The 12,929-nt window shown below is 48.4% G+C and carries 12 protein-coding genes; 8 read left to right on the top strand and 4 right to left on the bottom strand.

Translation table 11 applies throughout. The features are described 5' to 3' along the window. Window positions 1-130 precede the first annotated feature (130 nt). From tnpA to CEQ32_RS12475, 5 genes are all read left to right on the top strand, one after another. Window positions 131-430, top strand: a complete 300-nt coding sequence (gene tnpA / locus CEQ32_RS12495; RefSeq protein ID WP_088585869.1) for an IS66 family insertion sequence element accessory protein TnpA — start codon at window positions 131-133, stop codon at window positions 428-430. Between the two features lie 41 nt (window positions 431-471). Then, entirely contained in the window at window positions 472-771 is a 300-nt protein-coding gene (gene tnpB, locus CEQ32_RS12490) for an IS66 family insertion sequence element accessory protein TnpB (protein WP_164717892.1), read from the top strand. Window positions 772-857: 86 nt separating this feature from the next. Beyond that, window positions 858-2,360 carry an IS66 family transposase gene (gene tnpC / locus CEQ32_RS12485; RefSeq protein ID WP_088585867.1) on the top strand — a complete coding sequence of 501 codons (1,503 nt, stop codon included), beginning with the start codon at window positions 858-860 and terminating at the stop codon, window positions 2,358-2,360. Between the two features lie 57 nt (window positions 2,361-2,417). Continuing rightward, window positions 2,418-2,660, top strand: a complete 243-nt coding sequence (locus tag CEQ32_RS12480) for a hypothetical protein (RefSeq protein ID WP_088586131.1) — start codon at window positions 2,418-2,420, stop codon at window positions 2,658-2,660. A gap of 217 nt (window positions 2,661-2,877) precedes the next feature. Then, window positions 2,878-5,064 (top strand): OsmC domain/YcaO domain-containing protein, encoded by a 2,187-nt coding sequence (locus CEQ32_RS12475; protein WP_088586130.1) that lies wholly within the window; start codon window positions 2,878-2,880, stop codon window positions 5,062-5,064. An 83-nt stretch (window positions 5,065-5,147) separates the two neighbouring features. Here the strand turns inward: CEQ32_RS12475 and CEQ32_RS12470 are convergent, their stop codons facing one another. After that, window positions 5,148-6,056, bottom strand: coding sequence for a GGDEF domain-containing protein (locus tag CEQ32_RS12470; protein ID WP_069453549.1), 909 nt, complete (start codon window positions 6,054-6,056; stop codon window positions 5,148-5,150). Between the two features lie 277 nt (window positions 6,057-6,333). On the opposite strand from CEQ32_RS12470, the gene CEQ32_RS12465 reads away from it, so the two are divergent. Beyond that, window positions 6,334-6,816, top strand: coding sequence for a cupin domain-containing protein (locus CEQ32_RS12465; RefSeq protein WP_088586129.1), 483 nt, complete (start codon window positions 6,334-6,336; stop codon window positions 6,814-6,816). A gap of 95 nt (window positions 6,817-6,911) precedes the next feature. Here the strand turns inward: CEQ32_RS12465 and CEQ32_RS12460 are convergent, their stop codons facing one another. After that, the gene (locus tag CEQ32_RS12460; protein ID WP_088586128.1) at window positions 6,912-7,826 is read right to left on the bottom strand and encodes an alpha/beta hydrolase; all 915 of its coding nucleotides are present in this window, start codon (window positions 7,824-7,826) and stop codon (window positions 6,912-6,914) included. Between the two features lie 340 nt (window positions 7,827-8,166). Between CEQ32_RS12460 and CEQ32_RS12455 the strand changes: the two genes are divergently transcribed. Then, the gene (locus tag CEQ32_RS12455) at window positions 8,167-9,528 is read left to right on the top strand and encodes an MATE family efflux transporter (RefSeq protein ID WP_088586127.1); all 1,362 of its coding nucleotides are present in this window, start codon (window positions 8,167-8,169) and stop codon (window positions 9,526-9,528) included. Window positions 9,529-9,545: 17 nt separating this feature from the next. Here the strand turns inward: CEQ32_RS12455 and CEQ32_RS12450 are convergent, their stop codons facing one another. Continuing rightward, window positions 9,546-10,151 carry a DUF4274 domain-containing protein gene (locus tag CEQ32_RS12450; RefSeq protein WP_088586126.1) on the bottom strand — a complete coding sequence of 202 codons (606 nt, stop codon included), beginning with the start codon at window positions 10,149-10,151 and terminating at the stop codon, window positions 9,546-9,548. A gap of 79 nt (window positions 10,152-10,230) precedes the next feature. Continuing rightward, entirely contained in the window at window positions 10,231-10,656 is a 426-nt protein-coding gene (locus CEQ32_RS12445; RefSeq protein ID WP_069453544.1) for an HPP family protein, read from the bottom strand. A 268-nt stretch (window positions 10,657-10,924) separates the two neighbouring features. Between CEQ32_RS12445 and CEQ32_RS12440 the strand changes: the two genes are divergently transcribed. Then, a complete protein-coding gene (locus CEQ32_RS12440; protein WP_088586125.1) occupies window positions 10,925-12,691 on the top strand; it encodes an alkaline phosphatase D family protein in 1,767 nt (588 codons plus the stop codon). Window positions 12,692-12,929: the final 238 nt, after the last annotated feature.

Raw genomic sequence — 12,929 nt, 5'->3', positions numbered from 1 at the left:
CGGTCAAGATGGTGTCGTAGTTTTTATGAAAAGCTGATCGCCAGATCACACTATTTAAATTCTGGAATTAGCTGCGGAATGACGGATAATACCAATACTTTGACATAGTGCCTTTTTCATCGGAGGCACTATGAACCAAGAGCAAAAGCGCGCCCATTGGGCAACAGTTGTTGAGCAACAAAAACAAAGCACGCTTTCCATCAAGCAATTCTGTGCAGACAGCGGCATCAGTTATCAAACCTTCTACTATTGGTCTAAGCGATTGCGTTCTCCTGACGCAACGCAAACACTTCAGCCTATTATTTTCAATGAATATGAAGAGACGAAGGCTGAGTCGGTGATCATTACTTTTGCCAATGGTATTCGCGCTGAATTACCAACAACACTGAGTACCGCTCAGATCAAACACTGGGTGGATGCCTTGCAATGACTCCCTCCGGCAAGGTCTTTCTGGTCTCCGGTGTCACCGACATGCGAAAGTCTATCGATGGTCTGTCGCTCATTGTCGCCGAACAACTCGACATGGACCCGTTCAGCGAGGCCTGGTTTATATTCTGTAATCGCGGACGCGATAAACTCAAAATCTTGTTTTGGGATACCAACGGGTTTTGGCTTTACTATCGCCGTTTGGAGAACGGTACCTTCAAATGGCCTCGCCCGAATTCCCAGGGCGTGATTGTCATCAGCAAACCGCAACTTCACTGGTTGCTCTCTGGGCTGTCACTCGAGAACAACAAAGCCCATCGGCCTTTAAATGGGCTAGAAGTGTGATGCTAGACACTGATCGTAATTTTGCACTTGAACGATCCTTTTTAACCGTCACACTGGGCACCATACAATGCTGTAGATGATGCCCAGTGACCGACTACCCCGATGATATAGAACAACTCAAGGCCATGCTTCTTGCCAAGGATGCATTGTTGCAGGCCAAAGAGGAGGAAGTCGCCGCCCTCAAAACGCAGGTGCAATTGCTCGTTGAGCAGCTCAACCTCAGCAAATCCAAACGCTTCGCTGCCCAAAGCGAAAAAGTCGCCAAAGGAACGTTCAACGAAGCTGAACAGCAAAACGCGTTGCCTTCCTCACCTAAAGAGCGCAGAAAAACGGGTCGTAAACCGCTGCCTGCTGACCTTGAACGCGAGGTGCAAACCCATACCTTAAATGCGCCGTATTGCGACTGCTGTGATGCGCCTTTACATGAATGCGGTAAGGAAATCAGCGAAACCCTGAAAATCCTACCTCAGCGAGTGAGTGTCATTCGCCATGAGCGCACCAAATATGCTTGTCGCCACTGCGAGCAAACAGCCGAAACCAGCAAAGTGGTCACAGCTCCAAAACCGGCGAGTATGCTCCCTAAAAGCCTTGGCAGTGCCGAGGCCTTCGCCGCCGTGGTCACCGCCAAATACGTCGATGCACTGCCGCTCTACCGTCAGGTAGATATCCTGAACCGCTCGGGTATAGATATTAGTCGCGCCACCTTGGCCAACTGGTGTGTGCAGCTTGGCAGTAAAGTGCAGGTCATTATCGATGCAATGAAAGCGCAGCTCCTAAAAGAATCCCTCATCTGCGCCGATGAAACCACGGTGCAAGTGCTCAGAGAAGAAGACAGACAGGCCCAGTCCAAATCCTATATGTGGGTTTATCGCAGCGGCGAGTTCACCCCCAATCCCGTCGTCATCTACGACTATCACCCCAGCCGAGCAGGCGCTTGTGTGCGCGAATTCCTTGGTGATTACCATGGTTATCTGTTGTCAGATGGTTACAGTGCGTATGACACGGTAGACGGTGTCACTCAAGCCGCGTGCATGGCGCATGTGCGCCGCAAGTTCACCGATGCTCAAAAGGCATCCCCTTCGAAAAAGGCAGGGAAACCCGAAAAGGCCCTGGCCTTTATCGCCAAACTGTATGGGATAGAAAAGCGAGCCAAAACGCTGTCGGCCGAAGCCCGCCAACAGCTGAGGATGCAAGAAAGCCTCCCCATATTGAATGACTTCAAAGCGTGGCTCGATAGCCTGAATGTGCTGCCCAAAGGAGCATTAGGCCAGGCCATCACCTACACCAAGAATCAGTGGCCTAAGCTGCTGACCTACCTGGAAGATGGACATATCAGCATCGACAACAATGTGACAGAGCGGGATATCCGGCCGTTCACGACGGGGCGAAAAAACTGGATGTTCTCAACGTCAGTCGGTGGTGCGAAAGCCAGTGCCAATCTGTATAGCTTGGTCATGACGTGTCGGGCGAATGACATCAACCCCTATTATTACTTCCGGCACCTGTTCACGGAGTTGCCAAAGCGTTCAATCGCCGATGATATGTCGGATCTGATGCCATGGAATGTTGATCTCAGTGGAATTGAGTAGGGCTTCACTGGTTCATTAACCGCTTACAGCCAAATTTTATAAATGGCGGCGTAAACCATGACGGATGCTAGGCTGATCACCCTCTTAAAAATCTGTATTAGCATAGGGCTGTGCCTGATTGCGCTCGGCATTTATCTGCATAACTTTAATGAAAGTGTCGAAGCCATGGGTGTTAAGGGGATTATTATCAGCGCCGTATGCGTTGCCGTTGGCATGGCGTTATCCCTGCCGACCAAGATGTATTTAACCTTTCTACTGGTTAAGCGCGAGGCGGATAAGCAAGGCGACGCTGAGCATTAATCCTTAGCCAAACCACAGTCAATGCCGCAATAAATCCCACTGTTCTACTTGCTGCTCACTGCATAAAACTCCCGCTGGTGTTTTTTTAACATAATTAACCCAAGACTAATGGTCGAAAAACACCGATAATTCCCCCCAGATGATAGCGCCCAAGGGCAATGCTGTGCGGTAACGGATGCGATTACCGCGTTTGAGCATATTGAGTGGAAAAATTCTAATGGAAATCAAAGTTAATTTTCTCGACAACCTGAGACTCGAAGCCAAGTTCGACGATTTTACGGTAACGGCCGATCAGCCCATTCGTTATAAGGGCGACGGCTCGGCGCCGAGTCCCTTCGACTACTTCTTAGCTTCTTCGGCGCTGTGTGCGGCCTACTTTGTGAAGGTATATTGTAAATCCCGCGATATTCCGACGGACAATATCCGCCTGTCGCAAAACAATATTGTCGACCCAGAAGATCGCTATAACCAGATTTTCCAGATCAATGTCGAATTGCCCGATGATATTTCGGATAAAGACCGCGAAGGTATTCTGCGCTCTATCGACCGCTGCACAGTGAAAAAAGTAGTGCAGACTGGCCCAGAATTTAGAATCGAAACCGTTGAAAACCTCGATGCCGATGCCAATGCCATGTTGATGGGTCATCCCGCGGGAGAGAGCAGCACCTATATTTTGGGCAAAGATTTACCGCTGGAGCAGACCATTGCCAATATGACGGCGATGCTCGCCGATTTGGGGATGAAGATTGAGATCTCCTCATGGCGCAATATTGTGCCCAATGTGTGGTCACTGCATATCCGTGATGCCGCATCGCCCATGTGTTTTACCAATGGTAAAGGCGCAACCAAAGAGAGCGCGCTGTGCTCGGCCCTCGGCGAGTTTATCGAGCGTTTAAACAATAACTTCTTCTATAACGATCAATTCTTTGGGGTTGAGATCGCGAGTAGCGAGTTTGTGCATTACCCGAATGAAAAATGGTTTGCTTTAGAAGAGGACGATTCGCTGCCAGCGGGATTGTTAGATGATTATTGCCTCGAGATTTACAATCCCGATGAGGAGCTGTGTGGCTCGCATCTTATCGACACTAACTCGGGCAATCGTGAACGTGGTATTTGTGCGATTCCTTATACCCGTAAATCCGATGGCGAGACTGTGTACTTTCCATCAAACCTGATTGAAAACCTGTTCTTAAGCAACGGCATGAGCGCGGGTAATAACCTGAAAGAAGCCGAAGTGCAGTGTCTCTCTGAGATATTCGAGCGCGCGGTGAAACGCCAAATCATCGAGCAGGAAATCGTCCTGCCAGACGTGCCTATGTCGGTGTTAGAAAAATACCCAAGCATTCTTGCGGGCATTAAGGGTTTAGAAGAACAAGGCTTCCAAGTGGTGGTGAAAGACGCCTCCTTAGGCGGCCAGTTCCCTGTGATGTGCGTGACGCTGATGAACCCGAAAACCGGCGGCGTATTTGCCTCCTTCGGCGCCCACCCAAGCTTTGAAGTGGCATTGGAGCGCAGCCTAACCGAATTACTTCAAGGTCGCAGCTTCGAAGGCTTAAACGATGTGCCAAAACCGACCTTTAACAGCATGGCGGTGAGCGAGCCAGAAAACTTTGTCGAGCACTTTATCGACTCAACAGGGGTGATCTCTTGGCGCTTCTTTAGCAGCAAGCATGACTATGAGTTCTGCGAATGGGATTTCTCCGGCACCAACGAAGAGGAAGCGGACCGCTTATTCGGCATTTTAGAAGAGCTGGGTAAAGAGGTGTATGTTGCCGAATTTACCCAGTTAGGCGCATCGGCTTGCCGTATTTTAGTCCCTGATTACTCTGAGGTTTATCCAGTTGAAGACCTGATTTGGGATAACACCAACAAAGCGCTGGATTACCGTGAAGATATTCTGAATCTGCATTCTCTAAGCACTAAGCAATTGGTTAACCTAGTCAATCGTTTAGAGGAAAGTCAGCTCGATAACTACACCGATATTCGTACCCTGATTGGTATCGTCTTCGATGAAAATACCGTCTGGGGCAAGTTAACGATTATCGAACTTAAGATCCTGATTTATCTAGCACTCGGCGCGCATGAAGAGGCGCTCGAATTAGTCGGTGAGTTCCTGCAATTTAACGACAATACTGTGAAGCGCAATCTGTTCTTCCAAGCAATGAGCGCGGTACTGGAAGTGACACTGGATGAAGACCTTGAACTCGAAGACTTTAGCCATAACTTTACCCGCATGTTTGGCGCGGAAGTGATGGAACAAGTGGTCGGCAGCGTTACTGGTAAAGTCCGTTTCAGCGGCTTGACTAAGACCAGCATGCAGCTCGAAGGGATTGAGCCACATTTACGCTTAATTGAAAGCTATAAGAAACTGCACGCCGCCCGCAAGGCCAAAGCAGCGAACTAATAGTAAATATTAAGTATTTGATATGATTAAAAAAGCGAACCTAGGTTCGCTTTTTTAATGGCCGTTGCCACGGATATACAGCCTTAAGCACTATTGGCGATAACGCGATTCTTACCATTCCGCTTGGCTTGATAGAGCGCGGCATCGGCGCGTTTTAAGGTGTCTTCATAGGATTTATCGCTCGCCTCTATGGTGGCGACACCAATACTGACGGTGGCGAAGAGCCCTTTTACGGCGTGTTTTTGTAGTGCTTTGAAGCAGCAATCGCAGAGAAATTCTGCAAACACTATGGCTTGATCGTATTCAACGCCGGGCAGGGCGACGACAAACTCATCCCCACCAAAACGGTAGGCACTGTCGGTTTTGCGAAATTGCTGCTTGCAAGTGTCGGCCACAGCCATGATGACGTTATCACCCGCATGGTGCCCAAGTTGATCGTTGATCAATTTTAGATTGTCCAGATCGAGCACTAAGATCGAGGCGGGAATGCGGTGCCTACTATAGGTATCGAACAGCAGGTTTAAGTCGCGCTCTAATCGGCGACGGTTAAATAGTCCTGTGAGTTGGTCTGTATCGCTTAATTGCCGAAGCTGGACTTCAAGCTGATGGCGTTTGGAGATATTGCTGGCGACCCATAGCACCACGGGTTCATTATCGACGAGAAAATCTAATGCCTGAATGCGCCCTTCAAACCAAATAGGTTCGGTGGGGCCTTGTTCAGGTAAGCCTTTGATATCTTTGTTACTGAGCTCATATTCTTCGATGAGCAATTTACGGCTTATTAAAGCTTGTTCAATAATGCTGAGGTAATAATTGGCTTTTTCTTCGTTTAATACGTCACTGATATATAGGCCGACTAATCCACTACCATCATGGTAATAACGATCATCTTTACCGCCAAACACCGCAATATAACGGCCACTTTGGGAAAGGATAAACGCTGGATCGGGTAGGGCGTCCAGCACTAAAGCGATTTGCTCAACATTGATCATCAAATCTACTCCCTGACACATTTTATGTGTTCATTATCCTTGCTACTGCAAATGTCATTATTGGCAGTCATTTGGTTTTGAATTTAGCTTTTTTTTGTGGATATTCAAACCTTAAACTTGGGTTCAGCATTGTTAACAATATGATGAATAGTCGACTAGCTTTATCAGTTTAGGTGGTTTTTGTGGTCAAATCCTCGATCTGCAAATAATTAGGGTTAATCCCATTTAGGTGAGAGTGTAAACTTTGGCGCATTAACATTTAAAACGAGGAAATGCCATGCACACGGCAGATGATTTTATTCAGTATTTAGCGCTTGAGCAGCATGTAGAAGGCGGATATTACCGTTCGTCTTATCGCTCCGATTCGGCCTTCGATTCGAGTCGTCAGCTGTGGAGCAGTATTTATTTCTTACTGCGAACGGGTGAAGTGTCGCATTTTCATCGACTTACGGCCGATGAGATGTGGTATTTCCATGCGGGGCAATCATTGACGATTTATATGATTTCCCCCGAAGGCGAGCTGACCACGGCGCAGTTAGGACTTGATTTAGCTGCGGGCGAAAGACCACAGTTTTTAGTGCCTAAGGGCTGCATTTTTGGCTCGGCGATGAATCAAGATGGATTCTCGCTGGTGGGCTGTATGGTATCACCCGGTTTTACCTTCGATGACTTTGAGTTGTTTAGCCAAGAAGCTTTGCTGGCGATGTATCCGCAGCATAAAGAAGTGATCTACAAGCTGAGTCGACCAGAGGCGAAATAGCGCCGTTAGATCATTGCGTTATCATGCAATAGGTTATTCGTTGAATGGATTCAATCGCCGCATGGCTTTTATCTAGACATGCGGCTTAGTGAGGATTAAGTGCGAATAATGTGGGTTACTTGCACCATGGCATCACGTGCCGATTGGCTGACGCCAGCGAGTTGGAAGAAGCCGTGGATCACCCCTAAATAGCGGCGGCAATGGGCATCGACGCCTGCATCTAATAGGTTACGGAATAGCTGTTCGCCCTCATCTAACAGGGGATCGAACTCGGCGGTAATAATGTGAGTTTCGGGTAAACCTGCTAAATCCTGGCTACGCAGTGGGCTGGCTTCAACGTCGGTTCTGGGATGCCAGTCGAGGTACATATCAAAGCCTGTGAGCAGTGTGTCGCGGGTGATAATGTACTTGTCGCCATTGTCGATATAACTCTGGCTTTTGGCGGTCGCATCCAACATCGGATAGATAAGCACTTGTTTTTTAGGCAACCATTGCCCTTTGGCTTTTAACCGCAGGCAAGTGACTAAGGCTAAATGGCCGCCGGCACTGTCGCCCATCAGAGTGATATTGGTGTTATCGCCGCCCCATTGCTGGCAATGTTGCTGTACGAGATTGGCAGCATTGAAGGCATCGTCATGGGCTGCTGGGTACACATGCTCAGGGGCGAGACGATAGCTAACCGCCACCACTAATGCGCCGGAATCATTGGCGATTTTACGCAGTTGCTGATTATGAGTAGCGATGCCGCCGCTAACAAAACAGCCGCCGTGATAGTAAATGACCACGGGTAAGTTGTTATCCGCCGAGGGCTTAAAAAGGGTTAATTCTATACCCTCAAGGGATAAGGTTTTGACCTCAAATACGGCTTCCGGCTCGCCAGCCAATACTGTGCTGGCGATATAGCCTTGGCGACGCTCCTCAAGGCTTTGCTCGCGCACCGAAGGGCAACCTGCGGCGATAAACTCGCTCACCAATTGTTTAATTCCGTCTTCTAAATAGCGTTGGCTCATGTGCAGTTTCCCTGAATATATTCGGTGAGCGTTTATCGCCCCTTGTGGTCGGCAAAGTGTATCGACTCAATCACGAAAAGGGTAGTGTGTCATGGGGGATTTGCAATTAACGCCATCTATTTCAGTTGATTAGCAGTTATTGATTAACGCTTATTGATTTGTCATTGCTGATGTATTGCGACTCCTATGTATTGAGCTTCGCCCAATGAATACGGTTGCAGGGGCAGGTTTTAGGTTTGATGAAGGATTGAGCACAATCTAAAAATGTAAGAAAATTACCGCTCGCCAGCCTTGGCGTGTTATTGCTATTTCACTTGTCTTCCAGCGGTAAGGATTGGACGTGGCCACATCAGCTAAAACCCTGCAACAACGCATGGGCATTGTCGCCCTCACTTGGCCGATTTTTATCGAAACCTTGCTGCAATCCTTACTCGGGATCAGCGATATTTTTATGCTGAGCCATTATTCCGATAATGCGGTTGCGGCGGTCGGACTCACCACCCAATTGATGTTTTTTATGATGGTGATGTCCATGATGGTCAGCACGGGTGCCAGTATTCTGATCAGCCAAAATAACGGTGCGGGGCGAACCCAACAGGCGACCGATATTGGTGTCGCCAGCGTGGCCTTAAGTTTAGGTTTAGCAGTGGTGATGGGCGCTGCGATGTTTTTCAGTGCCCACGGCATTATCGGTTTATTTGCGCTAGAGCCTAAGGTTGCGGGCTATGGTTACGATTATCTGCTGATCTGCGGCAGTTTAAGTATCGGACTGGTGATGAACATCGCCTTTGCTGCCATCTTACGTAGTTACGGTTTTACCCGCTCGGCTATGTTGGTCACATTGAGCACGGGATTGATGAACGTGCTCGGTAACTATATTGCCCTCTATTCTCCCTTTGGTTTGCCGGTTTATGGGGTAACTGGGGTGGCGATTTCGACTGTGACCAGCCAGATGATTGGTGCCTTGATTATGCTGGCGGTGATCCGCAGTAAGCATATTCCGCTGCCAATGCAACGACTTAAATTATTGCCGCGCAGCACCTATTGGAGCGTGATGCGCATAGGTTTGCTTAATGCGGGCGAAATGCTGTCCTACAATGTGGCGCAGATGACCATCATCTATTTTATCAGCCAGATGGGCACCTTATCGTTAACGGCTTATACCTATGGCTTGAATATCAGTCGCTTTATTTACTGTTTTTCGGTGGCATTGGGGCAGGCGGCGCAAATCCAAACCGGTTACTACGTCGGTAAACAATGGTTTGATGAGATCACTGTGCGGGTGCAAAAGTATTGCTTAGTAGGCTTTATAGTCTCCCTTGCCATAGTGTTAACCTTTTATTGGCAGCGTTTTACCATTGTGGGTTGGTTGAGTGAAAATCCTAAAGTGATTGAACTTACTGCACTTCTGCTATTGGGCTCTATCGCGCTGGAAACCGGCCGAGTCTTCAATCTGGTGATTATTTCGGCATTAAAAGGCGCGGGGGATGTGGCGTTTCCGGTGCGGGTTGGCCTGTTTAGCATGTGGGGAATTGGCGTGTTATTGGCTTGGTTCTTTGGGCTGCATTTAGGTTATGGCGTGCTGGCCGCTTGGCTTGCTGTTGCGGCCGATGAATGGGTGCGAGGCTTGATTATGGTGCACCGTTGGCGCTCGGGTCGCTGGCAGCGTTTTACCCGTATTCCGCCAGCAACCTCAGCTTAAACCTAAAAGGTCACCCCTTATTGGTTGCCCCATTTACCCGATTTCAGCAGTTCATTTTTAAATTGTAGATACCTTGGGTGCCCTGCATCGGTTTCGATTTCCATCGTGCTGTAGGGGGCAAAAAGCGCACCGGGAATTTGGTATCCTCGCGTCAATACATCCTCTAGTGAGGGCATAAAACATTCTTTAATCGGGTCAAAATGGATTTTATAACTGGCATAGCTGCGCTCAACAAATCTATTGGTTATGGTTTTGAATAGCTGTCCAAAAGGCGTGTCGAGCCTCTGTGGCGTGGAGTAATAAAAGCCTTGTCCGTACCAGTAGAGCAATAAGGCGGTACCCGCATCGCAGAGTGGATGTTCGATAATTGCCCTGACCATATCGGGATCATGGTCATCCCAATTCAGGTTGCCCGCGACAAAATGCAATTCCTCAATACTTTGTAAGTCACTGATACAGGTGATTTGTGTCGCCACTTTACCAAAGTAGACGCTGTATTCATGTAAAGCGTCATAATCGGGATCGGCGAGCAATTGGGCGAGGCGGTCATGGTTGGTGATACAGCCTAATTCGGCGCATTCATAGGCGCGGATAAATTGCTCTTGGGTTAATAACTTGGCCACAGGCGTCCTTGGGAGTGTTGAAATAAGCACACTCGCCAGCTCTGCGAGAGCTGGCGAGGAATTGGGCGAGTATTAGAGGTTAAGCTTGCTGTTGCAGCAGGGTACGACAGAGCTTGATAAAGTCGGACGAGGTGACTATTCCCAATACTTTCTTATTGTTATCCACTACGGGTAAACAGCCGAGTTTATTACCGATAAAGTATTCGACTACCACGGTTAAAGGTTCATCAGGGGTGAGAGATTGGCAATCTTTATCCATCACAGTGGCGATGGGGGTGTAACGTTCCTTGCGATCCAATGCGCCTTGGCCGTATTTATTCAACATAGATAATACGCTGGCGATCATCTTTTTGTGGGTAAGAATACCGACTAAGGTGCCGTCGGTTTCAGAAATAACAGGTAAATGGCGCACGCCGCGGGTTTGCATTAAATGGTGGGCATCTTTAAGGCTCGCACCATCGCTGATGCAGATGACCTCTGTGCTCATAATATCGCTGACTTTCATCCTAAATTCCTTTTTTAACAATGCTCTGGTTTGACTCAGCATGAGCCAAAATCTGAGCGATTTGCCTCTTATTCGATGTTAGCAGCTTCATTGCGCCTTATGCCAGTATTGTACAAATAAAGTACGCTATTCAGTATAAGGCTATGAATTAAAAGAAATCATAAAAGGCTGACAAAGATGTCACAAATGTGTAACAGTGATGTCTCACAATCGGGGCCTCATTAGACCTCATACCAGTGAACCCTCATCTTAGAAAGGAATAATAATAATGAAACGAACCGTGACTCGTCGTGATTTTTTAGCCATGTCAGCCAAAGGTATTGGTGCCGCAGTGATTTCCTACGGCCTAATGGGGTGTAGTGACAGTAATGATGATAACTCTGTGCCCGCACAGTTTTTACATGGGGTTGCCAGTGGTGACCCAGCGCAGGATGCGGTGATCCTTTGGACCCGTGTGACGCCGGATTCTGTGGGGGATGTAAAAGTCAGCTGGCAAGTCGCCAGTGATGCAGCGTTCTCCCAATTAGTGACCACGGGGGAGATGGTCACTAATGCTAATCGTGATTACACCGTTAAAGTTGATGCCCGCGGTTTACGTGCGGGACAAACCTATTTCTACCGCTTTATGACGGCGGATAAAACCTCTGTCGTGGGCAAAACGCGCACTTTACCCGAGGGAGAGGTGAGTTCAGTCAAGTTAGCCGTGATGTCCTGCGCTAACTTTCCTGCGGGTTATTTTAACGTGTATGAATTGGCAGCGGCACAGGATGATCTCGATGCCGTGGTGCATCTTGGGGATTATATTTACGAATATGCCCGTGGTGGTTATGCCAGCGAACATGCGGCAGAGCTTGGCCGAGAAGTGTTACCCGCCAATGAGCTACTAACACTTAGCGATTATCGTACCCGTTACGCCCAATACCATACCGATGCCAGCCTGCAAAAACTGCATGCTAAAGTGCCTTTTATTACGGTATGGGACGACCACGAAGTAGCAAACGATACTTGGCGTGATGGCGCTGAGAATCATAACGAAGGCGAAGGGACTTTTGCGGCACGCAAAGAAGCGGCGTTGCAAGCTTACTTCGAGTGGCTGCCAATCCGTCCATGGCGCGAGGGCAACCATGAGGAGATTTACCGTAGCTTTAGTTACGGTAATCTAGTCGACTTACATATGCTCGATACGCGTGTGTTAGCCCGTGATAAGCAGCTCGACTATGCCGACTATATGGATGCCAGCACGGGCGCCTTCGATGGCGAGCGTTTCCGCGCCGATGTGACATCGACCTCTCGCACCATGTTGGGTTTAACCCAGTTGCTCTGGTTACAGGGCACCTTATTGCAAGCCACGGGTACTTGGCAGGTGTTGGGTCAGCAGATCCTCATGGGCAAAATGTCTCTACCTGCCGCGATTGCCACCCAGCAAATGAGCATTCCACAATACGCCATGCTTGGTGCGCTGGCGAAGTTAGCGGCCCGCGCAGCGGCAAATGATCCAACCTTAACGGCGGCAGAATTACAGTATTTACAGGCCAACCAAGCCTTGTTAACGCCAGAGGTGATTGCCCTGCTGCAACTGCCATCTATTCCTTATAATTTGGATGCATGGGACGGTTATGCCTATGAAAGAGAAGTGATTTTAGGCACGGCTAAATCGAAAAATCACAACCTAGTGGTGATCGCGGGTGACACCCATAACGCCTGGGCGAATGAGCTTAAAGACGTCAACGGTAATAGTGTTGGGGTGGAGTTTGCCACAAGCTCAGTATCATCCCCTGGATTGGAATACTATTTAAATCTGCCTGTGGAGCAGATCCCCGCAACCGAGGCGGCAATTGTCGAGTTGGTGCCGGATCTTAAATACACCAACCTCAAAGATCGCGGTTTTATGACCTTAACCTTCACTAAGGAAGCGGTGCGTAGCGACTGGCATTATGTCAGCACGATTCTGGCGAAGGAGTTTGAAGAGTCGACCAGCCGTAGCTACAGCGCCATGACTAAGGTCGGTGAACATATTATCAACCCAGTGAGCTAACTTAAGCGCCAAACTTAAGCTCCATCCTTTGCGTTGAGCTTGTACTCGTTCCTTGTTGGCCACCTTTGGGTGGCCTTTTTTTGCGCGTTTTTGTTAGTTCTGTCCTAAAAATGCAAAATAAACCGCAGTTAATCTACAACTTATTACTATTACTGCAGCACGGTGGTTTTTTTTGGTATAAAATTCGCTCCCAAAATTCGGCGGCTGCCTACACTTGCTAGGACTCTTATAAAGAGAA

Origin of the sequence: Shewanella sp. FDAARGOS_354 (genome assembly GCF_002209245.2) — a bacterium.
GTDB classification, from domain to species: Bacteria; Pseudomonadota; Gammaproteobacteria; order Enterobacterales; family Shewanellaceae; genus Shewanella; species Shewanella xiamenensis.
The sequence above is the reverse complement of the archived record's forward strand: the minus strand, read 5'-3'. Positions and strand labels throughout refer to the sequence as shown.

What these genes read in the sequence shown, in the direction of transcription:
- tnpA (WP_088585869.1), top strand. Translation starts at nt 131, where the DNA reads ATGAACCAAGAGCAAAAGCGCGCCCATTGGGCAACAGTTGTTGAGCAA.
- tnpB (WP_164717892.1), top strand. Translation starts at nt 472, where the DNA reads ATGCGAAAGTCTATCGATGGTCTGTCGCTCATTGTCGCCGAACAACTC.
- CEQ32_RS12480 (WP_088586131.1), top strand. Translation starts at nt 2,418, where the DNA reads ATGACGGATGCTAGGCTGATCACCCTCTTAAAAATCTGTATTAGCATA.
- CEQ32_RS12475 (WP_088586130.1), top strand. Translation starts at nt 2,878, where the DNA reads ATGGAAATCAAAGTTAATTTTCTCGACAACCTGAGACTCGAAGCCAAG.
- CEQ32_RS12470 (WP_069453549.1), bottom strand. Translation starts at nt 6,056, where the DNA reads ATGATCAATGTTGAGCAAATCGCTTTAGTGCTGGACGCCCTACCCGAT.
- CEQ32_RS12465 (WP_088586129.1), top strand. Translation starts at nt 6,334, where the DNA reads ATGCACACGGCAGATGATTTTATTCAGTATTTAGCGCTTGAGCAGCAT.
- CEQ32_RS12460 (WP_088586128.1), bottom strand. Translation starts at nt 7,826, where the DNA reads ATGAGCCAACGCTATTTAGAAGACGGAATTAAACAATTGGTGAGCGAG.
- CEQ32_RS12445 (WP_069453544.1), bottom strand. Translation starts at nt 10,656, where the DNA reads ATGAAAGTCAGCGATATTATGAGCACAGAGGTCATCTGCATCAGCGAT.
- CEQ32_RS12440 (WP_088586125.1), top strand. Translation starts at nt 10,925, where the DNA reads ATGAAACGAACCGTGACTCGTCGTGATTTTTTAGCCATGTCAGCCAAA.